The following is a 20,873-nucleotide window of genomic DNA, read 5'->3' on the forward strand; positions in this document are numbered from 1 at the left end:
ACGCAGTGAAATTCAGTCCAAAGTGGGTCAACCAGGTTCTCACTCAAAGAGGGTTCCGGTCCCCAGGGCTTGAACGCATTGATGCCTGCATAAACGCAGTTTGTGAAACTGACCAAGTACGGCTATACGAAGTCTTACTTCGCCTGGAGCGAGGAACCGAACGTCCCGATGATTGGGATTGGATGCTTTCAATTCTTGAATTGGCAAAGAGCATTCAGATTGAGCTTCCAGAGCCAATGCCGACTCCAGTGCGCCACGCCAAAAAGTCAGCTGATCGTGTTGAAGCGCTAGTAGCGATTGAACCTGCGCGAACAAAGAAGGCGACCTACACAGAGACAAAGCCATTCCGAGCAAAACACCACATTTACGGCTTAAAGGCCGCTCTGACGGTGGAAATGGATGAATTACGCACCAAGGGCGATGACGGTGTTGTCCTTCAAACCGTGATTCTTGAGGCTGCGACTGCGGTAGGGCCTAGAACCTATGACTGGGACCACAAGATCGCTTTCCAATTCATGCGCAGGGAACTTCCCCTGTTGGCATGTGCCCTGTTGGGAATGCTGGAGAACCCGCTTGAGCTGGGCAACCATGGACAGGAAGCCAACAAGTTCGTGGTGATTGCAGACCAAGGCGAAAAGCTGTTTGTTCAGGTAAAGCAAGGCGCTCGCGGCATTGCTGTGCCCGTTGGCCCATCGGATGTTCACGCATGGCTAGATCTCGTGATACGGGCAATGGCCGCCAATTCGCCAGCGATGGGGGAGGCCATCCAACTGGCAATATTGGGGCGCATCGCAGTGATGGAAAACATGCGCGTTCAGAAATCCAAGAGATCGGCCCCTTAATGTTGTTCTTCCACCTGACAAGGAAAAATGAAATGCAATTGCGCCTGAACAAAATAGCGCAGTCCAAAGGCCTGCCGCTTCTGATCGCCGTCGCCGTGGGTGCGTTCATCGGGTTTGGGGCATGGGGGGAAGGGCGCTTGCCGTTCCTGGCCGCGGTATTGCCATTTGCCATTGGAATATCTGGCTCACGGGCCAGAGCCTTCCTCATGGGACTGGCTTATGTGCTGGCAACAGAGCGTGCTGGACCTGCGTTCATGGCCGCGTGGTTTGACGGCAGCTTTATTACGGCGAGTCTGTTGTGGCTGGGCTCAGGTGTGATTGGGGGGCTGGCATGGTCGCTTGCCTGGACTTCATCCAATGTCCCCTGGCGAAAGGCTGCAGCTAGCGTGCTGGCATGGGCGGTCACACTGCTTCCGCCAGTTGCTGTGGTCGTGATGGGGCATCCCATCGTAGCGTGGGGAAACATCATGCCGGGAACGGGCTGGATTGGCGTTTTGGCTAGTGTTGCCGTTCCAGCAATTTTCATGTGGACTTATTCAAGGTCGCCTTGGCCCCTTCACAAGATGACCTTGCTTTTCATCCCTGTGGCGGGTGCAGTGGCGGGCGCCGGCGTCTATGCGTACTACCCCATCGAAAGTCGCTTTGTAGGAGAAATTGCAGCGGTCAGCACCAATTGGGGAGCCGCACAGGATGACTGGGAGATCCTGCAGCGCATCGAACGCATTGGCCGAACCAACGAAAGGTTTGCCAAGGAAACCGACGTGCACGTGCTGATCTATCCAGAAGCCGCCATCCAACGATACGACCCTGCGCTGTATCTGGTTCTGAAAATGGAAATCATTGACGCGGCGGCCAGGGCAGGGCAGACCATCGTTCTGGGTGCTGATTTGCCAACCAGATCAGGCAACCTGGAGTCGGCCGCGATTGCCTTCTACCCAAATGGCACTACAGCGACCGCCATAGCCCGCCAAACAGTTCCAATTGCGCTATGGAAGCCTTGGCAGGCCTCGGGTTCATTCCTGACAAACTGGACCGCCAATAACCTCCTGACCTTGTCTGATGGTGTCAGGGCACGTGTCATCTTCTGCTATGAAGAGTACATACCGTTTCTAAGTCTGATCAACGAAGCGAAAGATGCTCATAACATTGTGGTGGTGATGGCGAACACCTGGGCGTCCAAAGATCAGTTGGGTGCGACTATCCAGGCGCGACACAGCGAGGGTATTGCAAAACTATTCGGCAAGCACCTATTGCGTGCTGAGAACAGGCCAAAAAAGGAACACTAAAGCGGGATTGCTGGAGCTTACCCTTGCTCTTGCCGCATTTTCTTTGATAAGATAACTGCGCTTCCTCTGTTTTGAGGACTCGCGTGTGCAATACACGCCAATTTCAACCCGAGCGGGAATTCAATTCCCGAAGGGGTATTGGGTTCTCGCTTTTCCTTTTTGGAAAGCAAAAACCCAATGAATCAAAACGAAAAGTCTGTCCGGATTCCTATCCGGCAAATTACAGCTGGCTTTAACTACCGTCGTCGCTTTAACAAGACGAAGATGGATGAGCTGGTGGAAGACATCAAGCGTCAAGGACTTCTGCAAGACATCCTCATCCGTCCCTTGAATGGGGCATATCAGGTGGTCGCAGGTCATCGTCGGCTCCGAGCCGTTGAGCTGGCATTTGGCGAAGAGGCCGAAATTGGTGCAATGGTTCGCATCATGACTGATGCGGAAGCCACTGCGGCGATGGTGAGTGAAAACAAGATTCGTGAGGACACGAGTGCCATTGAAGATGCGGAAGCTGCAACACGCATGCTGGGGCTTCTCAATGGAGACCGTGAAGAAACAGCCAGGCGGCTCGGATGGTCACCCCATACCCTGAATGCGCGCCTGGGCCTCATGAACGCCACCGACAAGGTGCGTGATGCCTACATCGACGAAAAGATCCTTTTGGGTCACGTCGAAATCCTGGCAGCTCTCATCAAGGACGTGCAGGATGGTGTTCTGGAGAAAATGCTGGCACGCCCCAAGGTGCCCACGGTTCCTGAACTCAAGGCCATGGCTGAGCAGATTTTGCTCAACCTCGATGCGGCCATCTTCGACAAAGGTGAGTGTGGTGGTTGCCACTACAACACTGGCAAGCAACAGGCCATGTTCGAAACGTCCTTTGAAGGCACACGCTGTACCAACCGCGGGTGTTACGAAAAGAAGACGGAAACCGAGCTGGAGAGCCGCCGACAAGCGCTGACTGGTGACTACCAGGTGGTGCGAATCGTGCGTCCTGGCGACAACATGACAGTCGTACCGCTGCGCGCAACTGGTGCGAAGGGTGTTGGCGAAGATCAGGCGCTGGCTTGCCGTACATGCGGTGACTTTGGCGCTTGCATCTCTGCGGCACCGGACAAACTGGGCATGTCTTTCAAGGATGTGTGCTTCAACTCAACCTGCAATGCAGAGAAGGTGGATGCACGCGTCAAGGCTGAACAGCAAACCGAAGCGGCCGCAAAAGAGCAGGAAACTGCAGGAGCAGCCGGGGCCGATGAAGCAAAGGAGAAATCTCCGGCGCCCAAAGGCACCAATAGTACGAAGGCAGCCAAAGCACCTACCAAGGCGGCAAGTTCTGAACCGCGAAATGCGGTGAAGGAATACCGCGAATCGGTATGGCGCAAGGTTTTCCAGCGTGCTGCATTGCGTCTCCCCGTAGCGCAAAGCCGTGCACTGCTGATTGCATTGTGTCTTCACAGCCCGCGTACGCTCTCACACAGCGACGCAACCAAGGCGGTGGGCAAAGTGATCGGACACGATGATTTGTCTTCGCTTGAAGCTGGTGGTCTGTTGGGTTCACTCCTGAAGCTTGACCAGAAGGGCCTGGGAGATTCGATGCAACAGATACCGGCTTTCGTCGGAACCGATCTGAGCATCAATGCAATTGCCGAAATGATGACCGCCCTGGACATCAAGATCGAGCAACACTGGAAGGTCAATGAAGCCTTCTTTGATCTGCTGACCAAGACCGAAGTTGATGCCGTGTGCATTGAGCTCGGGCTGGACAAGGCAATTGGGAAGGAATATCCCAAGCTGAAAGTAGGAGGAAAGGCAGATTACATCAAGGCCATCCTCGCTATTGATGGTTACGACTACGTTGGAAAGATTCCTGCGCTCATGCGCTGGTAATTGACCGCGCTGGTTTGATCATCAATTAACCCCTTCGGGTGCACATGCCCGTTGGGGGCAGTGCATTCGTATTTCCTTAGAGAAAAAAATGACACTGTTTACGAAATTTTCGCCCCTGGTAAAAGCGGGCGTTGTGGTTCACCTCACGATGCGTCAGGTGGGTAATGACATGCAACTGGAGATTCTTCCGGTCTGTGATGCAGGCAAGACCGGCATCTCCGTGCCGCCTCGTGCATTTCTGGCATCGCCAGAAGAGCTCGATGAGAAGATTCCAGGGCTGCTCGAAACCTACGTTAGCGCGGCTGTGGACATCAACTATCAAATCGCTGTGACCGTGGCCGTTATGGACAAGGCGCAGGAAGATGCGCGTGAAGCCACGAAGAAGGCGCAGCAGGCGAAGCCATCGACGCCGGCACGCACCTCGACCTCTGCAACCTCTGGCACCAAGCCGGCGAAACCCCGCAATACCAATGCAGGGTTCCTGGATGAACCTGACGATGGTGATGACGGCGGGGATGGAGCTGGAGGCCAGCCCGACGAAGTACCTCAAGGCGGTGAAGCAGCTCCGGCTGCAACATCGACGGATGTGAGCTTGTTCTAAGGAGAAAATGATGAAAGAAATAACAATCTCTCGTGTTTTCATCTACAACGGCATCAAGCTTGCTGATCCGAATCCGGCATTGCAACCTGATGCGGTCCGTGAGTTCTATGTGCCCCACTACCAGGAGTTGAACACTGCTGTTGTTGAGGGCCCAGTGACCAAGGACAACGTAGCAACCTACACATTACGCCGTGCGGCAGGCGCAAAGGGCCGAGGTCCTTTGCCCTCGCCACTGCGAACCAGGCTGCAAGCAATTGCGCGTGGCGAAGTCCAGGAAGGCAAGCAAAAGCCTATGGACGCAGGGCTGATCGGTAGTATGGGAGGCGTGTACGTACGTCTTTCAGAAATTGCCAAATCTAAAAAATTTGGCCGGCCATTGCATATGCCTCGTGAGGCATTTGGCTTTTGGGGCTAAGTTGCTCTGAATAGAAAATCCCGTCGCTTAATTGCGGCGGGATTTTTTTTGCCTTTTCCGCGTCGTCTTGCTAAAATTAATGTGTATTTGGCACATGCCAATTTCGCCATCCTTGTGGTGGCCTTCAACACCCGGTCCATAGCGGCCATACCCCTCGGGAATCCATTTCCCGAGCGGGTCATGTGATTCCCTTTTATTTGGAGATCACATGAAAAGATCAAATCGTGTTTTCGCGTTCAAAGTTCGGCAAAGTACCGTGGCGATGGGTGGCCTATGAGCGCAAGCGCATTGCTCCCCACTGACATTGAAACACCGGATTACCAGAGGCTTCCGTTCAGCAAGTACGGGATTGCCCAACTGGTGAGTTCGCAATGCACCTTTAGCCAAGCGCAAAAAATGTACTTCCAGGGGGCTATCAGTAAACGCGAGTTTGCTCGCTACGCCCGTATCTGGGAGAACAGTGCATACAGGACAACCAGCAAGGCGCAGGACAGTCGCTACTCGGCCGGCGGCCAGGCAGCACTGGAAAGACGCTACAGCAGGGCCATGAAATTGCATGCGGCATGGCGAAAGCAGGTGCTCATAAGCATAGCTCGCGACTGCCTTGCAAGGCTTGGGAAGTAAATCCTGATTGGAAGGTAGCAACACCTCAATCAGGTAATTTCAACAATCGCCCAACCGGGAGCTATCCCGGGTGGGAGGCTCCGTGGGCAAAAAGTACATGGAGTATTTATGACGACGTTGAAGAAAACAAATTTCGATATGGCACTGATGGCCAGCCACGGCTCAGAACGTCCGTTTGAATCCCGCATCTTTGGTCGCTTTACAGCCAAGGGTGTGATGGACACAGATGAGACCTTTGCATTTGAAGCGGGTCGCTATGCCTATGTGGGTTCGCCCCTGGCATTGCAGGTCTGGGTTTCAGATGGCAAGGTGGATGATGTCTGGTGGGAGCCGTACTTGAGTCTTACGGTGAATCACCGGCCAAATGATTGTGGCCCTGGCGAGGTCATAGTCAAAACCTACGAGGAAAATGCGCATATGCGTGAGGCCTTGTTGGAGCTGGGCTACTTCCAGGACACGGGCCGGCGCATCAACCTGGAATTCTCGCAGCTGGAGATCTGGAGCTTGACCTAAAAGTTTGAGGAAGCGTTCGACGTTGCACACCCTGCAGCCGAATTCGCCTGAAGCTGCCTTTTGAAGGAAACTTGAACTAACCCACTGGCTTTGCTGGTGGGTTTTTTCTTGTGGCCTACGAATCCAGCTGATAGAATTTAATCGCTTTTGGCTCATGCCAATTTCGCCATCCTCGTGATGGCCTTCAACACACCGGCCCATTGCGGCCATACCCTCGGGAATCCATTTCCCGAACGGGTGATGTGGTTCCCATTTCATTTGGAGAATCACATGGCAAAAACACAAGTACCCTGCATTGCAATTGAGTCATGCGATGCCGGTGAAGTTCGCTGGTATATCGATGGCAAAACCTGCCAACAGAAATTCGATGCTCTTGTAGCGGACAACACGCTGAATCAAAGCACGATTACCCGCTTTGAGCTCACGGTGGATGATGATCTTGACCCTGATCGCATCACCAGGATCGTTGACCAGGCAATGTGGGATATGGACTATGTACCACTCCAGCGGCGCCAAGGGTCTGAGATGGCGGATAACGGGAAACCCCGCTACCAAACTCAGCAATGGATGCGAATCCACTCTGGTTCATTGGAGGAAGGTTTCAAGCAGCACTTGATCGAGCAGGAAGCGCCACAACAAAAGGCGTTTTCTGATCTGATGGAACGCTACGCGGGAAACCCAGTAGGCATCGAATGCCGAAGCGCTTCACGCATGGCATGGGCCTTTGTTTGCCCAAACGTCCAAACTGAGTATTCAAAGATGCCATGGCGGATCCAGTCCTTTGACGAAAACGGCATGGTTGGCCATGAGTGCTACAAGACATTTCTTGATGCAGTTGAAAGTATGGTTGGCAATTACCCCGTGCAGGACGCTGGTGCACTTGATCGTGTGGCAGCAACACCGGCCTGGACCATCGGCCTTCGTGTTCAAGAAGTTCGAGACCTATTGAACCGCGGGCTCATCGGCTTTGCCGAGTTCACGAATCGTTGCAGAGAGATTTGCAATGTGCGAACTGGTGAATCGCAGTACGAGGCGTTCTGAATGACAACCTAACGCTGAGTGCGTGTATTTGGTCTGGGTTTCGACCCAAGACCTTTCGAGTCCCCCGGCAATGCCGGGTGGATTCCAAAAGCCTTTGAATCAAGGGTTTCTGGAATCCATGATGGATGCAAAAACGGTATACCGTCTTTGTGTCCATTCGATTGCGTGCCTTGTGCACTCCTTAACCAGGCTGATATTTTCGGCCGCTCATTACCCTTGTGGGATCAACTCCCGCAAGGGGCTGGTCCCCATTTTTTTTTGGAGAATCAGTATGGGTGCAACAGTCACCGTTGGAAAGAAAGTCGCCGCGTTCAAGTCCAGAAATGGAAAAACCGGTTACGTGCTCTTTGAGCAGACCTATGAAAAAAACTGCTACCCGCATCATCCACACTGGTCCTGTGTCGGGCTTGGCTATCTCGAAGATGTGATGGCACGGATCTTTGCTTCGGGCTCATCCTGTGAAGGGGGTGGCCTGCAGGGGCGTGGCGGCTGCATCAAGCCAGAATCCTATATTGGCGATTGGCTGAGCGAAATGGCTACGCCCCTCGAAATGGGCAACTTCAGGAACAAGATTGCCTTTGGTGAAAACTTTTATGCAACCATTCCTGAGTCCTTGCGCGAGCGGGTACTGAAAGGGCTGGAAGATGAAGGCTTTTCCGAGGCAGTCAAGGCCCTAAGTGGGGATGGCATCGAAGTGGCTTTGCACGATGACATCGAGCTTATTCGCGCGATCTATGTGAAGCATCGCAATGAGCTGGGTCCATGGCGCTTCATCGGCCGCTTCGATGCGGTCAACCAGATGGAAGGCTTTCGCAGCAGCGATCTGGGGTATACCCCAGGCAAGGATCAGACATACAAGCCTCAAGTCCCTTTGATGTTCGCAATCGACAATGAGGCCTTGATACTTGAGCAACCTAACGGCACTTTTCGCACGTCGGGTGCTGCCTACTCGTGTACTGCAACGTTCGTTGAGGGATATGGATTGACCGAACTGGCCCATCCTGGAACCTTCAGGAAGTCGATCAAGACATTCCGCGATGCGGTCAAAACTGCGCCCATGGCCAGCGATGAAACCCGTATTGTGGTGTCGGTTGCCGGCCTTCCGGCTGACCAGCAGTACCGCCGTGACCGTGTTCAGACTCTTGCTGATCATCTCGGTCAGAAATCAACGGAGTTCGAAACCAGTCTGGGGGATGTTCGGCGTGTTGCCAACGATGACAACCACCTCATTTACCACCTCATGCACATGGAAACTTTGGTTTGGAAGCCAAAACTGGTTTCTGAACCAATCCAGCAGGAATCGCTGTTTGGTGAAACGGCATTTGCTTGATTCGCGTTGATCGCGACTAAAACAAATTGCCAGAATATGAAAAGCCCAGTCCTCCCTTAAAAACGGAGTGCTGGGTTTTTTTGCGTTTTCATGGTCAATAATGTGGTCTGGCATTCTGCTTATGCCTGCCGCCCGCAAGGCGCACGTGTTTCGACGCGATAGCACCAAGATTCACATCAACTCCAGGTGGGACTGTAGCGGGCGCGGTATTCACCAATGGAGTTTTGATGCATAGACGATTACCTCCCACGAATACGCTTCTGACCCGTGCCAAAAGACAGGCCAAGAAGAGCACCACCCCCGACAAGCCATACACGCTGGCGCTGGATGAGCAGGCCCAGTTGGCAGGATATCCAGATTGGCGAACCTTGGCCCTGTCCAACGGCTTACGCAATGCACAAGAAGGTGATGAGATTCCCCTGGACCCTGTGCTCCCCCCCAATTTTGATAACACGCCAAACGAAGACCGTTCGGAAAAGGAACTCGATAAGTGGTGGGACAAACCGTTCATCGTCTCTCGCGGTGATGGAACATTTGAAGCGCGGGCCCTTAACGGCGGGGCTTGGGATCGATCCTCACATTTAGGAATTGCCGACTCTGTGGATGCTGCAAGGGAACTTGCAAAGAAAAAGCAGGAGGAATGGATAAAAATCACATCCGAACCGATAACCTGCATGCGGTCAGACGGTTTGATCGACCTGGTGATCATGGCAAGGCGTCCAGATCTGGGAAATACAGTCTTGGCAAGTGCCCTTCGGCGGGAAGACGTCGAGGGAGCGCTGGCGAAGTTGAAGGTTTCGGCTGGTGGTGATGGCAGAGCTGCCGCCGGCGACTAAAAATGAACACCATGGAGCATTGCCACGTTTTTCAGCGTGTGTATGCTTGGTGCCAATTTAACTTGAGGGTCCATATGGCAGGCAAATTCCCCATCTCGGTAGACATGCGCGAGCAAAGATCAGGTGTCACGCAGATCCTGGAGAGAAGTCAAGTCGTCTCAGTTGAATATGCTGAGCTTGCAGTGGGCGACTTTGTGCTTTCCCACGATGTTGTCCTCGAACGGAAAGAAGCCACGGACATGATCAATTCGATCATTGACAAGAGGATTTTTGGCCAGGTCGCGCAAATGAAGGCCACGTACTCAAGGCCCATCATCCTGATAGAAGGGGACGTTTTCAACACGAGGTCAGCGATAAATCCTGATGCGCTGCGCGGCGCCCTGTCCTGGTTGACGGTCATTGAGGGTGTCGGCCTTTTGTATTCCAGGTCCGCAGCTGAGACGGCAAGTTTCATTGAGGTTGCGACGCGTCACGCCCAGGAGGGCCTTGGATATGAAATCAGCTTGCGCGGAAGTAAACCCAAGGATCTGGCGGTTCTTGCACAATTCGCGGTCGAAGGCCTGCCGGGGTGTGGGCCGGGCACTGCAAAGAAACTGCTTGGGCACTTTGGAAGCGCCGAACGGGTCTTTGCCGCCACGGTCGAGGAGATGTGTGCAGTCAAAGGTATTGGCCGCAAGACTGCCGATCAGATCCGCGAACTCCTGGCTTTCAACGTCGCCAGGTCGTGACAATGCCTCAAGGTTTGGATAAACTGGTCATGTTTTGGCACTGTCCAATCCGCTGGTCTTGTGCCAGCCGTCAAACAAGGGTCAACTGACCCGCTTCTAAAACTTACCCGGCAGGGGACTACGTCCCCCTGGGTACGGTCCTTCGCCTGGGTTTCAACAAGGAAACTCTATGCGTGGATTGAATACACGAGTGGCATACGCACGTGCCGTAGTGCTCGCAGTAATTGATGATGAGAAGGGGGCTGAGGCCATCAATGATGCGTTCTTTGACGCGGAATTTGTAGGCTATCACGACTATTGCGCCGGCACCTTCGAAGTGCCGGCCATGATTCGAGATGTCCCACTGTTGGCCCATGGCTGGGAATATGGCCAGGAAAAAGCCGCAGAGGCAAAAATTGCGAAACTCAAAGATGAGTGGACCAAAACTGAAGGAGTTGAGCAATGAGCAGCACAATTGAAGAAGTCACTGAAGATGTACCGGACGGGACCGTCAGTGATCCCAAGGTGATGCAAAGTGCCCGGGGCTTTTATGTTGGTACCACCAAGGCTGAGGACGGTATGCAGGTTCCCTGCAATCGCTTCTCGGACTACATGCCCGAAAACAAGGCTCAGGAATGGCTCCAAAAGGCCATTGACCAAGGCGCACTGTAGAAGTGCATTCGGGCCCGCTCCACCTCCGCAAAAGCTCTTTGGAGCATGATGCGGGGAGTGTGGTGATCCTCATAAACAAAAAATGGCCATTGCTGGCCATTTCTTTTCTTCGAAAATGTTTTTTGCAGTCCCGATTTACTTCTTGGCCTTGGGTTTGGCCTTTTTGGCTTGCGCTACTGGCTTGGGCGTTGTCTTCGCCTGTGCATGCTCGCCGGCCACAGGAGCATTTTTCAAAGCGGCACGCTGATCCTTCAGGGCCGTGATTTCAGTTCCAATCTTGTTCTTACGCTCGGTCAGCGTTGCAATTTTCGCTGACAGCTTCGCTACGGCCTTGGCGGTCTTTGAGACCGGCGCCTTTTTGGCTGGTGCTTTTTTCACAGCATTTGCCGCCTTCGCGGGTGCTGTTACTTTCTTTGTTTTTGCTGCGGCTTTGCTAGCCGCTTTCTTTGCAGTTGCCATGTGATGTGCCTTTTGGTTAACTGGCAGAAGGAGTTCTGCCAGCCAGTGATTGTCGTCAATATTGGCTAAGTGGCAAAAGGGTATCCATTCGTCATTGCCGCCAGGACAAAAATGTTGGAAAATAAAGGCTGTTAGGCCCAGTGCCTTTCGCGTGTCGGCATCATGCCTGTGCACGCATAACTTTCACCCACGCGGGAACTCAGGTCCCGCAAGGGCATGGGTTCCCTTTTTTTTAGGGATACCCATGAAATCAATAGCGTTAGAGCGCCCCTTGCCTAAAGCGCATGGGACTTTCGTTCTACCCCAATTCAGTTCCGAAGTTCCTCTTGTCATCGGTGGCGAGTCTATTGCTCACCAGTCCTTGGCCAGGTTTTCGCTCGCAGCGGAGAAGTTTGGAATGGAGCTGCCAGGTGGTGAAATTCCACAGCTGGATGCAATTGTTCAAAAGCAGTTGCAGGGATGGTTGGACACTCAGATTGGAGCGAATGCACGTTCATGTTTGAGGGGTCAGCCTCTCATCATTGCAAACTCAAGCGAGGTCGAGTTCTTCATGCGAGCGGTTTCCAATCTGGAATTGCTCAAAATGAAACCCGTTATCGAAGCTTTAGAAGCCGAAGTGCCGGGCCTGGGTTGGTACGTTGTAAATGTCATCGAACGGTCAAACGGTCGCGGCATCGGTATTTACAGCCCAGCCTCGATGAGTTACCACTCCCATCACTACTTTAATGGTGCTGAGTCAGACGAAGACTTTGTGAGGGAGATGCGAGCCATGGAGGGTGACGATGACCCTTCACCTGAAGAGCTCCCCGATCTCATCGAACAAGCGAAGACTGACTATGGCTACCTGCCTTCCAAAGTGCTGGAAAGCGTGGATGGGCATGCACATCTCTTGGGATGGGCATCGCCGAATGGAATCCATGGTCCCAAACACCTGAAAACAAAACAGGTTGAGTACCTGTTGAAAACCACTGTCTTGCCTGATGGACTGAAGCAATGTGTCAATGATGCAATTGCCTTAGAGCGTCTTTATCGCAAGAACAAGGGTGAGTATTCGTGGGACAACTCTGATGACGAGGATCAAATTGGCGCCGCCTGCTTTATTGCATGGAATGATGCCGAAATGTTGTTCGAACTGACGGGGCACTACGAAGAGGACTGCTACAACAGCGGTACAGCCATCGAGTGCCTGTGCCGTATGAAGGTGGCCACAGGCTCAACGACTGCGGAATTTGAAAACATGGCGCGTCTCATGCGCGCTTACTTCGATCAATGGAATGCATTGGGCAATTTGCTGGTGCACTTCCTGGATTCAAAAGGAAATGAAGATGGAAACACTTGAAGTGTCCGTTCAGGACAATCGGTATGTATTGGGTGCAGCCGTAATGCTGTATTCCAAAATGAGCAACTCAAATGATGGCACCGGTGCCATCGCGACCGTGCACCATGTGCATGACGTCGACGGCAAGCCCGTAATTGGTGCTGGTCGTCCGATGAATGAAGCTGATTACCTGGCCATGGTTAATGTGTTGGCTCCTCAGCAGAGGCCTCAGATGGAATGGCAAGACCATAGCATCCTGGCAAAGGGCATGGGCAAGATGATTTGGTGGACTCCACCAATGAAACGCGCAATGTTCTTCAAGAAGTCGAATATGTTCGGCTCGACCACTTTCACCGGACAGGGCATCTGCCCCGTACCTGGAATGGTCTGGCTGTCAGATGGGCGTGACCTCTTTGTCTACGCATACCGCGGAAGCGAAATGCCGGACAAGGAAACCAAGCTGTGCCAGGCACCACTGTTTAACGTGTGGGCCCGCGGGGAGGTGTGTGTGGGAAATGCCTCACGGCCGGATGACTTTGCAAAGGGGAATCCTCAGGCCTGGGAGCGCTTCCTTTTCGACTCGCACTTTACCCATCCGAATTTTGCGGAAGCTGATCGCCTTACCAAAGGTGTGAAACCTGCCGAGTTCTGGAAAAAGATGGTTGCGAAGCCCACCCAAAAGTTTCCAGATGGCGTTCTGGTGGACCTGGGACTTAAGGTCGCAGACCTCATGGAGCCTGAATTCAGGACCAACGTTGGCGTTATGCGCGCAGCAGGGGAGTTTTGATGTCCATGGATGCAATCATTCAAGGCATGTTCCCCACAGTGATGATGCCTCGTGAAGGGATGATCGAACCGGCCACAAACAATGGAACGCGCTACGTGGTGGCGCGTGACGGTTTGTGGCGTGAGGTCATGTTGCCCTGGGTAACGGTTCTGCACAAGATTGCCCACTCTGACTTTATGCTGCCCTATGGGCCGGCCAAAGACACGGTGGCGCTCAAGTGTGGGCCAATCCCATCGGAATTGAGAAGCAAGTTTGTGCAGGATGCGAAAGCAGCCATGCCCAACGAAATGGCGGCTGCAGTGGTCTGGAATTCCAACGATCACAGCTGGCGCTACGAAAAACGTGAAAACATGCAGGCCACCGCCGATCTCGTTGAGTACCACGAGGTGCAACTGGGAGATGGTGAGTACCTGGTGTTGGATTTACACAGCCACGGCACGTTTTCGGCGTTCTTTTCTCAAAAGGACGATCAGGACGATATGGGTTCAATGAAGTTTTCTGGAGTGATTGGCAACCTGGATACAGGAGACATGACCTCCGTGCTTCGACTGAACATGCTGGGCCAAACATGGGATGCCGATCTGGCATCCAACGGGAAACTGGAGGTTCTATGCAAATGAAGCACAAGCTTCACGCAAACCTGCTCACAAAACCAGTCAAGGTTCTCTTGGTTGGGGCTGGTGGGACAGGTAGCCAAATGATGGTTAAGTTGGTCAACCTGCATAAGGCGATGGTCGCGCTGGGTCACCCACATGGCTTCAGAGTCACGGTGGTGGACCCGGACGTGGTTTCACATGCGAATATCGGGCGCCAGAATTTCTACCCCGGAGACGTGGGTAGTTTCAAGGCAGATGTGCTGGTGACGCGGGCCAATATGGCGCTTGAGAATACGGTATGGGAGAGCAACATTGGCAAACTCGATACCAGATCAAGTCTGCAGGACTTTGACATCGTCATTGGCGCTGTCGACAATCGTGCAGCCCGACTGGGAATCCTTCGGGGCCTGGAAGGGACCATGTCAGGAGTTCGATACTGGCTGGATACGGGTAACCGTAAAGCCGATGGTCAGGTGATTCTCGGGGAAGTCAGCAGCCGCTCGAAAGTTGGTGAAGACAAACTCAGATTGCCTCACGTGGCTGAGTTGTATCCGGAAATGATCGATCCAGCGCAGGAAGATAAAGACGACACTCCGTCATGCTCTTTGGCGGAAGCCCTGGAGAAACAGTCTCTGTTCATAAATCCGACCATTGCGGATTTTGCAGGGAACATACTGTGGCAATTGTTCACGAAGGGGGAGATTGAAGCCCATGGGGTCTTCGTCAACCTGGAGCGGATGATGGTCATGCCTATGAAGGTAGATCCGGACGTATGGACGCGCTTTGGCGTGATTCGTGATGGACGGCGACACCGCATAGTGCGAGAAAGTGTGAAATCGAAACGGGAAGCAAAGGCCAAACTGGCTGTAGCAACCGCATAAACCAAAATGAAAAATGGCCACTCCTCAGGGGGTGGCCATTTTTTTTTGCGCAAAAAATGTGCGTTACTTCAGGAATCCACGATTTCAACCAACTTTTCAAACTCATGCAGAACCCGCAGTTGTGCTTCGGGGATGGTAGGGTGGGGTTCGCCGCTATACCAGACAAAACACCGATTCTTGGCACGCGTGAGCGCGACATACATGAGCCGGCGTTCGGCCTCGGTGTTCACCAAGTCGGAACCGTCCTCCGGCTTATTTGCATCAATTACATGGACAGTCTCGAATTCCATGCCCTTGGAGGCGTGCATAGTCATTAGGGTGATGGGGGCCGTCTCACTGCTCTTTTTATTCCTTGCGATAAAACTCAGCCTGCTTGAAATCGTGCCCTTAAGTTTGCCGAGAATGGAGGCCGCTCGTTTGATGAGTTCTTTGGTACGTCGCGATCGTTGCTTTGAAGACAGCCATTCGCCGACATCAAGCACCACCTCGTTAACACTACCGCCTGTTTGCGATCGCAACTGGTCACGCCAGTATTTGCATGCTTTGGCGAATTCCTTGATGAGACTGGCATCAGTTGCGGTTGCGTTTTCAAGGTCCGGTACCCGCGCCTCCAGAAATTCATCTGCACTGCCGCGCATGGACTGAAGAAGCTCGGTTTTAACTGCGTCATCAAGGCCCAGGGTGCCAAGACATCCAAACACCCCAACAGGTGAGGCATCGACCAGGGATTGGAGCAAACTCAAATAGGTGGCAACCCAGGCATCATCCCAAATCGATTTCCCCAAGCGGATGTAGGAGATTTCACGCTCGGTAAGCGACATTTCCAGATCATTGAGTGACCGGTTCGTCCTGGCCAATACAGCTACGTTTGTGTGCGAATTGGGTGTCCTGCTGATCAGTTCTGCCAATTCATCGCACTGGGTTTCTGTCGAGGCCGTATGGTAGGAGGCGATCTTTCCGCCGGCACCACGTTGAGCAACAAGGTGCTTGATCAGCCGATTCTTGTTGTTCTGGACCAGCATGACGGCATGGGTCAGGATTTCCTCACGGCAGCGGAAGTTGTCTCCCAGCTCAATGCGCTTTGCTCCGAACGTGTCCATAAAGGACTTCATACCGCTATAACCCAGGGCCTGCCGCCACTCGTAGATGGATTGGTCGTCATCCCCCACGATGGTTACATTGATTCCAGCACGCGCATGAGCGAAGATCCAGACCTTTTGCAGTTCGTCCGTGTCCTGTCCTTCGTCCACCAGCATGTCGGTGTAGTTCATGGGCGGAATGGTGCCGTTGTCGGCAAACAGGGCGCAGTCACGCATAACTGTGTACAGGTCCGTCGCCCGGCTGGCGCGTAACCTCTCCAAGTACCGATTCACCACCTTTGCCGCCGGATCGCTCATTTCATGGGCATCCCTGTCAATGGCGTACATGAAAGACTCAAATTCCTTGCGGATGTCCTTCACCAAATCCAGATCACTTGAAAACGGTGTCAAAGCTTCCTTGAGCAAAATCCCTTGTTGGGCTGGGCCCAGGACCTTCTCGTGCTTTCGATGCTCAAACAGATGCTGTAGGGCGATGCTGTGAAATGTCCCAACGCGTAGGCGGTGTTTTGCGATCGGCGGCTGCCCAGCGTCCAATTGAGCCTTCTCAAGGCGTTTGCGCATCTCCTCGGCGCCTTCCTTGGTGAAGGTGACCATGATGAGCGAGCGGCGGGGGTCGCTCAGTATGCGTCGAGCCTTGGCCACGGAAGTTGTGGTTTTCCCCGAACCTGGACCTGCAACGATCATCAAGTTGCCGTCGTGGTCAATCGCTTCTTGTTGGGTAGGTGTGAATGCCATAAACGCTCAAAAAAAAGGCCGCGCGGTGGCGGCCAGTTAGGATGAATGAGATTTAAGCGTCGGTCAGAGCTTCAGTTTTCTTTGCTCGCGGTTTAGAACCATTCGCTTTGTTTGTAGCTGCAGCTGTTGCAGCCGCGGCATCATCAATGACCTGGGATGGATCGACATTGTTCATATTCAAACTGCTGTCGGTTGCGCTGTCGGTCTTCATCGAACTGGCAAACGCATCGAGCTCCTTGCCCTGGGCCGCAATCGTTTCAGCCTTGCCGGAATCAGCGTGCCCATGCTGTTCCTTTATCAAACGGTCGGCTTCACGGTAAAGGCGAACCACTTCATTGCGCAGAGCTGCAGCAAAGGCACGAACAGACTTTTTGCACATGAACTCAGCTTCGGCTCGCTGGGTGGAGTTGATCACGCCCATCAAGTTGGCTGTGCCTGCTACCAGATTCAGGCGATCGAGTTCCTTGAGGATGAGAAAGTAGGCACGGGCGTTACCCGAAATGATGGGGACTGTGGTTTCAATTGCATTGGCGTAAACGGCGCTCTCCATCTTCACGCCGTTTGTTTCCATGAGCTTGGCAAAGCGATTGTTCCAGTTGCCGATCAGTGTCCCAATGCTTTCCAGCTTCTTGGCAATCATTTCGCCATAACGGTCCAGGAGGCCTTGATCGAAGCCATTCCAGGAACGGTATTGATACTCATAATTCAAAACCTTGGAGATGAACTGGAAGTCACGGCGGAAAAAGTTGATTGCCGTCGGTGAGCTGAGTTTTGCATCATCAATAAACGCAATGGGGCCCATGAACTGATGCGCAAATTTCTCGCCAAAGACGGAAATCACAGCCTGCCGTTGCTTGGCGGGCAGGAGGTCTACAAAGGTTTGGACGCTGCTCTCTTGTGTTGACATTGGGAAACTCTCCAAAAATGGTATTAGGTACGCTATGAATTTAGATCAGATGGCGCAATTGCTTGCCCGCACAACGCACTAAAAACTAGCCAAAGCCTCGGCGAAGTGGGGCGTAAACAGGGAAATGGACAAAATGTGTTGACGCTCTGCAAAATTGCCGGGCATAATTAATACCGAAAGCTGCAAACCAGCGATCAGTGCAGATGGGACCACTTAAACATTCCGATCCGATAACGTCAGTTGCGACGGTAACTGGCAGCCTTAGGGCATAGAAAAATTGAAGAAGCTAAGAAGTTGGCTTCTCTTGGGGGGTGCATCTGCACCCCGTCCAAGATCTGCAAAGACGTGAAATACATGACAGGTTGAATTCGACTTGTGATGTCTTTCTCGACGATGTCGGAAAAGATCATGCAGCAATGCATGGTTGCGTACCTTGTGTGCGCCTTAAATGCGATGACGTACCTCCGGGGAAATCATCTTTACAACTTCCCAAACGGGCATTATTTGCCCTTTGGGTAATTTGCTCGTGATTTTTTCTAGGAATCATCATGAGCAAATTCGTCAAAATCATCGTCGCTGTTGTAGCTATCTACGCAGTTGTTGCTTTCGCTGGAGCCAATACGGCTTCTGTCGGCAAGCAAAAGATCGTTGACCGCCAAGCCAAGATCGAACAGATCCTGGAAGCTGCCAAGTAAAAACAGAAGGCCTTCGGGTCTTCTTTTTTTTGCCTTCCATTTCCCATCGCTCACTCCGAGCACAACACCCAGAACTTGAAGCGTCAGAATCGCTGACCGGATTGCCAACTTAAGCAGTCCTGTGAGCACTTCTCGATGCAAATCGAAAAGCGCGAGCCTCGTGTTCGCATCAACCAGGATGGGGTAACCCATTCATTCATCAACCCGGCAGGGAGCAATCCCTGCAGGGGTGCTCCTTTGTCGGTTTACTGACAAGGAAGACATGAAGATGAAAACTGTCCTTCTGCTCAGTCCCTTAGAGGTCTGGCATGAGCGTGAGAGCGCGTAACAGCGCTGAACCTAAACAACTTTTCCTTCCAAAGATGTTCCTTCCTCATGAGCAAGAGGCAAGAGAACAAGCGTTCGAAGATCGGTACAAGAAGAAATTGGAAAGTCGGGCGAAGTATCTAGACCGTGTTTCCAAAAACAAGGTGATAGTTCGCAAGATTGACGATATGCAACCGAGCTTATTTGACTTGCCCCTTGGGCCGGTTGAGGACGTTGAGCTGAGCATCCCCTTCGATCCATACGACGATGACGTTGGCATGGACTGGCCTGATCTCACTGATGAGGCTGCAAAAGAATGGAGCGATGACGCCATAAATCAACTGCACGAGGGCATGGTGATGTATTCACTTCGCCTTCTCAATGCACGTGGAAATGGCAAGGAAAAGAAAGCAATCCTGAGCTGGATTTTTGACCCACATGCCATGGCTTACGCCGCGGACATGGATGGCGATGAACCGCTTTGGACAATTATTCAACCATCTGAAGTTCCGTTTGGATTCGAACTGTGCTGTCGCCTATCCGGCTACGACCCAGAACGAATCAGAGAAGGCTTAGCACCGATTCTCAAACAACTGGACCTGGATGAACTCTTTAAAGAGGTAGAGCATGAACGAAACAAAGAGCAGCGTATTAGAGCCACAAATGTATCCAATACGCTCAACATTCAATATTCCCGAGGCACCGGAAAAAGCGGCGATTCAGGGTCTGAAGCCGGGGCTTCTGGGAGTTCCGAAAATCGACCCGTTTTACGTATTCGAAACCGAGCGCCTGCGTGACCTGACGATGTTCTGGATCGGTGGCTTCAAGGCCATGCTGATCGAGGGCGATCCGTCGGCCGGGAAAACATCGTTTGTCAAGCAATGGCATGCGAAGCTGAATGTCCCACTGGCAACAGTGGCATGCAGTCCCGACACGCAGAACTATCAGGTGTTTGGGCAGATGCTGCCGACCGAAGATGGAAAGCTGCGGTGGCATGACGGCCCAGTTACAAAGGCCTGCCGTGATGGCACATCAGTGCTGTTAGATGAGTACAACATTCTGGAACCAGGACAGGCATCTGCCTTGAACTTGGTACTCGAAGGGTATTCATGGACGATCCCGGAAACGGGTGAAGTCATTACACCGGCGCCGTCAACACGGTTCTTTGCCACTCAAAACAGCATTGACAGCCTCGCGGCTGTCACTGGACGCAACGTCATGGACGTGGCTAATGAGGATCGATTCTTCTACATGGAGGTCGATTTTCTGAAGCCTGAACATGAAGAGGCGCTGGTGCTGCGAACGCTGCTTCCGGGCGGTGTCCAGGTTGACGTGGCAAAGAGCATTGCAAAGCTGACGGTCGAAGTAGCCAATGAGGTGCGCATTGCGTTCCGAAATGGTGCTGAAGCGATTGAAAAACCACTTTCAACCCGTGCAGTCTTGCGCTGGGCAAAGTTGGCCTCGATGTACACGCCGGTTTTAAAGGCCAAGAAGCAAAGCGGATTGCATTTTGCGATACGCCGAGCTGTGAAGATGCCTCGAACCATGGCTGCAGCAGTCAATGAATACATCACTCTGGCAACTGGTTTTGATGAAAATCTCGACCAGGCCATGGTCACCCAATGAGCTTGCTCTATGAGGTGTATCTGCATCCAACAAAGGGTGCGTGGGGTGTGGCAGTCAAAGATCAAACGGTTCACACCGCTTCGGTAAATGGTTTGTCATTCATTGACGCTGAGTTGCCGGCTCACCAGCTTGCTGGGGAGATCAGCAAGCGGCTGCGAACTGGCTACACAAAGACAACCCGGGCGAAGTACCTCAAGGTCCTAGAAGGCCTTGGGGGAAAGCTGGAAGGAAGTTTCGTTGAACAGCACCCCGAACTTTCAGTTCTTGGTGGCCTGGTGATTTTCACGACTGTGAGTAAGTCGGACGATCTGCAGGAGCTCTCCCAGCAATGGGAGGCGCTTGTAGAGAAGTCTGATGCGCGACCAGGTGAGATTGCCAGTTGGGTCAAGGACGTGAAGAGCGCCACCCAATACATCGTCGCCCCGGCAACCCACCCAGCCATTGCGCTGGTACTGGCGGACTGGGCGATAGAGAACAAGCGATTGCTCGTTGCGGGTGCCGAAGGCGTCCCAATGCAAGCGCCAAAAAATGTGCCAAAAGAGTGGGAAAACTGGCTTGCCGGTTTCTTCACTAACAAGAGCGACATCCGTACTGCCTTAGAGCAGTTGGGGTGGTCGCTGCGTGATGCGCTAACGCGTGATGACGTGCAATTTGAACCCAACATAGGCGAAGGCGACTCGTGGTTTTCGAGCGCTTCGTCCAATGCCTTTTAAGA

23 protein-coding genes are annotated in these 20,873 nt (G+C 52.8%); 19 read left to right on the forward strand and 4 right to left on the reverse strand.

Annotated elements, in window-relative coordinates; translation table 11 throughout:
• Positions 1-182: 182 nt before the first annotated feature.
• From ACFQND_RS08035 to ACFQND_RS08095, 13 genes are all read left to right on the forward strand, one after another.
• Positions 183-842 (forward strand): hypothetical protein, encoded by a 660-nt coding sequence (locus ACFQND_RS08035; protein ID WP_377412917.1) that lies wholly within the window; start codon positions 183-185, stop codon positions 840-842.
• Positions 842-2,128: a nitrilase-related carbon-nitrogen hydrolase gene (locus ACFQND_RS08040; protein WP_377412920.1), complete on the forward strand. Its 1,287-nt coding sequence runs from the start codon at positions 842-844 to the stop codon at positions 2,126-2,128. The genes ACFQND_RS08035 and ACFQND_RS08040 overlap by 1 nt, the downstream gene beginning before the upstream one ends.
• A gap of 177 nt (positions 2,129-2,305) precedes the next feature.
• Positions 2,306-4,009, forward strand: a complete 1,704-nt coding sequence (locus ACFQND_RS08045; RefSeq protein ID WP_377412923.1) for a PRTRC system ParB family protein — start codon at positions 2,306-2,308, stop codon at positions 4,007-4,009.
• Between the two features lie 88 nt (positions 4,010-4,097).
• Complete coding sequence (locus ACFQND_RS08050; protein ID WP_377412926.1) at positions 4,098-4,610, forward strand: PRTRC system protein E; 513 nt, start codon at positions 4,098-4,100, stop codon at positions 4,608-4,610.
• 10 nt (positions 4,611-4,620) lie between these two features.
• Positions 4,621-5,025 (forward strand): PRTRC system protein C, encoded by a 405-nt coding sequence (locus tag ACFQND_RS08055; RefSeq protein ID WP_377412928.1) that lies wholly within the window; start codon positions 4,621-4,623, stop codon positions 5,023-5,025.
• A 273-nt stretch (positions 5,026-5,298) separates the two neighbouring features.
• On the forward strand, positions 5,299-5,649 hold the full coding sequence (locus tag ACFQND_RS08060; RefSeq protein WP_377412930.1) for a hypothetical protein: 351 nt from the start codon (positions 5,299-5,301) through the stop codon (positions 5,647-5,649).
• Between the two features lie 108 nt (positions 5,650-5,757).
• Positions 5,758-6,162, forward strand: coding sequence for a hypothetical protein (locus ACFQND_RS08065; protein WP_377412933.1), 405 nt, complete (start codon positions 5,758-5,760; stop codon positions 6,160-6,162).
• A gap of 270 nt (positions 6,163-6,432) precedes the next feature.
• Entirely contained in the window at positions 6,433-7,203 is a 771-nt protein-coding gene (locus tag ACFQND_RS08070; protein WP_377412936.1) for a hypothetical protein, read from the forward strand.
• A gap of 271 nt (positions 7,204-7,474) precedes the next feature.
• On the forward strand, positions 7,475-8,533 hold the full coding sequence (locus ACFQND_RS08075; RefSeq protein ID WP_377412939.1) for a hypothetical protein: 1,059 nt from the start codon (positions 7,475-7,477) through the stop codon (positions 8,531-8,533).
• 227 nt (positions 8,534-8,760) lie between these two features.
• Positions 8,761-9,369, forward strand: coding sequence for a hypothetical protein (locus tag ACFQND_RS08080; RefSeq protein ID WP_377412941.1), 609 nt, complete (start codon positions 8,761-8,763; stop codon positions 9,367-9,369).
• Between the two features lie 2 nt (positions 9,370-9,371).
• Entirely contained in the window at positions 9,372-10,097 is a 726-nt protein-coding gene (locus ACFQND_RS08085) for an ERCC4 domain-containing protein (RefSeq protein ID WP_377412944.1), read from the forward strand.
• 169 nt (positions 10,098-10,266) lie between these two features.
• Complete coding sequence (locus ACFQND_RS08090; protein ID WP_377412947.1) at positions 10,267-10,542, forward strand: hypothetical protein; 276 nt, start codon at positions 10,267-10,269, stop codon at positions 10,540-10,542.
• Complete coding sequence (locus tag ACFQND_RS08095; RefSeq protein ID WP_377412950.1) at positions 10,539-10,748, forward strand: hypothetical protein; 210 nt, start codon at positions 10,539-10,541, stop codon at positions 10,746-10,748. Before ACFQND_RS08090 ends, ACFQND_RS08095 begins: the two co-directional genes overlap by 4 nt.
• A 135-nt stretch (positions 10,749-10,883) precedes the next feature.
• Here the strand turns inward: ACFQND_RS08095 and ACFQND_RS08100 are convergent, their stop codons facing one another.
• The gene (locus ACFQND_RS08100; RefSeq protein WP_377412953.1) at positions 10,884-11,207 is read right to left on the reverse strand and encodes a histone protein; all 324 of its coding nucleotides are present in this window, start codon (positions 11,205-11,207) and stop codon (positions 10,884-10,886) included.
• A gap of 244 nt (positions 11,208-11,451) precedes the next feature.
• Here ACFQND_RS08100 and ACFQND_RS08105 point away from each other — a divergent pair, with 244 nt between their 5' ends.
• From ACFQND_RS08105 to ACFQND_RS08120, 4 genes are read left to right on the forward strand one after another with little or no spacing between them, the layout of a single operon-like run.
• Positions 11,452-12,546 (forward strand): PRTRC system protein F, encoded by a 1,095-nt coding sequence (locus tag ACFQND_RS08105; protein ID WP_377412956.1) that lies wholly within the window; start codon positions 11,452-11,454, stop codon positions 12,544-12,546.
• Complete coding sequence (locus tag ACFQND_RS08110) at positions 12,533-13,312, forward strand: PRTRC system protein B (protein ID WP_377412959.1); 780 nt, start codon at positions 12,533-12,535, stop codon at positions 13,310-13,312. Before ACFQND_RS08105 ends, ACFQND_RS08110 begins: the two co-directional genes overlap by 14 nt.
• Before the next feature lie 5 nt (positions 13,313-13,317).
• Entirely contained in the window at positions 13,318-13,932 is a 615-nt protein-coding gene (locus ACFQND_RS08115) for a PRTRC system protein A (protein ID WP_377412962.1), read from the forward strand.
• On the forward strand, positions 13,929-14,789 hold the full coding sequence (locus tag ACFQND_RS08120) for a PRTRC system ThiF family protein (protein WP_377412965.1): 861 nt from the start codon (positions 13,929-13,931) through the stop codon (positions 14,787-14,789). Before ACFQND_RS08115 ends, ACFQND_RS08120 begins: the two co-directional genes overlap by 4 nt.
• A 68-nt stretch (positions 14,790-14,857) precedes the next feature.
• Here the strand turns inward: ACFQND_RS08120 and ACFQND_RS08125 are convergent, their stop codons facing one another.
• From ACFQND_RS08125 to ACFQND_RS08135, 3 genes are all read right to left on the reverse strand, one after another.
• Positions 14,858-16,624 carry an ATP-dependent helicase gene (locus tag ACFQND_RS08125; RefSeq protein WP_377412969.1) on the reverse strand — a complete coding sequence of 589 codons (1,767 nt, stop codon included), beginning with the start codon at positions 16,622-16,624 and terminating at the stop codon, positions 14,858-14,860.
• A 52-nt stretch (positions 16,625-16,676) separates the two neighbouring features.
• On the reverse strand, positions 16,677-17,531 hold the full coding sequence (locus tag ACFQND_RS08130; protein WP_377412972.1) for a hypothetical protein: 855 nt from the start codon (positions 17,529-17,531) through the stop codon (positions 16,677-16,679).
• A gap of 536 nt (positions 17,532-18,067) precedes the next feature.
• Positions 18,068-18,418, reverse strand: coding sequence for a hypothetical protein (locus tag ACFQND_RS08135; protein WP_377412975.1), 351 nt, complete (start codon positions 18,416-18,418; stop codon positions 18,068-18,070).
• A 741-nt stretch (positions 18,419-19,159) separates the two neighbouring features.
• Here ACFQND_RS08135 and ACFQND_RS08140 point away from each other — a divergent pair.
• Positions 19,160-20,158, forward strand: a complete 999-nt coding sequence (locus tag ACFQND_RS08140) for an AAA family ATPase (RefSeq protein WP_377412977.1) — start codon at positions 19,160-19,162, stop codon at positions 20,156-20,158.
• Positions 20,155-20,871 carry a hypothetical protein gene (locus tag ACFQND_RS08145; protein ID WP_377412980.1) on the forward strand — a complete coding sequence of 239 codons (717 nt, stop codon included), beginning with the start codon at positions 20,155-20,157 and terminating at the stop codon, positions 20,869-20,871. Before ACFQND_RS08140 ends, ACFQND_RS08145 begins: the two co-directional genes overlap by 4 nt.
• Positions 20,872-20,873 lie beyond the last annotated feature (2 nt).

Source organism: Polaromonas aquatica (assembly GCF_042659145.1).
Lineage (GTDB): Bacteria > Pseudomonadota > Gammaproteobacteria > Burkholderiales > Burkholderiaceae_C > Polaromonas > Polaromonas aquatica.

Bases quoted from the DNA above. Each gene is read 5' to 3' on its own strand.
- ACFQND_RS08130 (WP_377412972.1), bottom strand. From the start codon at position 17,531: ATGTCAACACAAGAGAGCAGCGTCCAAACCTTTGTAGACCTCCTGCCC.
- ACFQND_RS08135 (WP_377412975.1), bottom strand. From the start codon at position 18,418: ATGGGTTACCCCATCCTGGTTGATGCGAACACGAGGCTCGCGCTTTTC.
- ACFQND_RS08090 (WP_377412947.1), top strand. From the start codon at position 10,267: ATGCGTGGATTGAATACACGAGTGGCATACGCACGTGCCGTAGTGCTC.
- ACFQND_RS08060 (WP_377412930.1), top strand. From the start codon at position 5,299: ATGAGCGCAAGCGCATTGCTCCCCACTGACATTGAAACACCGGATTAC.
- ACFQND_RS08110 (WP_377412959.1), top strand. From the start codon at position 12,533: ATGGAAACACTTGAAGTGTCCGTTCAGGACAATCGGTATGTATTGGGT.
- ACFQND_RS08100 (WP_377412953.1), bottom strand. From the start codon at position 11,207: ATGGCAACTGCAAAGAAAGCGGCTAGCAAAGCCGCAGCAAAAACAAAG.
- ACFQND_RS08050 (WP_377412926.1), top strand. From the start codon at position 4,098: ATGACACTGTTTACGAAATTTTCGCCCCTGGTAAAAGCGGGCGTTGTG.
- ACFQND_RS08040 (WP_377412920.1), top strand. From the start codon at position 842: ATGTTGTTCTTCCACCTGACAAGGAAAAATGAAATGCAATTGCGCCTG.
- ACFQND_RS08115 (WP_377412962.1), top strand. From the start codon at position 13,318: ATGGATGCAATCATTCAAGGCATGTTCCCCACAGTGATGATGCCTCGT.
- ACFQND_RS08140 (WP_377412977.1), top strand. From the start codon at position 19,160: ATGAACGAAACAAAGAGCAGCGTATTAGAGCCACAAATGTATCCAATA.
- ACFQND_RS08070 (WP_377412936.1), top strand. From the start codon at position 6,433: ATGGCAAAAACACAAGTACCCTGCATTGCAATTGAGTCATGCGATGCC.
- ACFQND_RS08035 (WP_377412917.1), top strand. From the start codon at position 183: ATGCTTTCAATTCTTGAATTGGCAAAGAGCATTCAGATTGAGCTTCCA.
- ACFQND_RS08145 (WP_377412980.1), top strand. From the start codon at position 20,155: ATGAGCTTGCTCTATGAGGTGTATCTGCATCCAACAAAGGGTGCGTGG.
- ACFQND_RS08095 (WP_377412950.1), top strand. From the start codon at position 10,539: ATGAGCAGCACAATTGAAGAAGTCACTGAAGATGTACCGGACGGGACC.
- ACFQND_RS08105 (WP_377412956.1), top strand. From the start codon at position 11,452: ATGAAATCAATAGCGTTAGAGCGCCCCTTGCCTAAAGCGCATGGGACT.
- ACFQND_RS08055 (WP_377412928.1), top strand. From the start codon at position 4,621: ATGAAAGAAATAACAATCTCTCGTGTTTTCATCTACAACGGCATCAAG.
- ACFQND_RS08120 (WP_377412965.1), top strand. From the start codon at position 13,929: ATGAAGCACAAGCTTCACGCAAACCTGCTCACAAAACCAGTCAAGGTT.
- ACFQND_RS08045 (WP_377412923.1), top strand. From the start codon at position 2,306: ATGAATCAAAACGAAAAGTCTGTCCGGATTCCTATCCGGCAAATTACA.
- ACFQND_RS08125 (WP_377412969.1), bottom strand. From the start codon at position 16,624: ATGGCATTCACACCTACCCAACAAGAAGCGATTGACCACGACGGCAAC.
- ACFQND_RS08065 (WP_377412933.1), top strand. From the start codon at position 5,758: ATGACGACGTTGAAGAAAACAAATTTCGATATGGCACTGATGGCCAGC.
- ACFQND_RS08080 (WP_377412941.1), top strand. From the start codon at position 8,761: ATGCATAGACGATTACCTCCCACGAATACGCTTCTGACCCGTGCCAAA.
- ACFQND_RS08085 (WP_377412944.1), top strand. From the start codon at position 9,372: ATGAACACCATGGAGCATTGCCACGTTTTTCAGCGTGTGTATGCTTGG.
- ACFQND_RS08075 (WP_377412939.1), top strand. From the start codon at position 7,475: ATGGGTGCAACAGTCACCGTTGGAAAGAAAGTCGCCGCGTTCAAGTCC.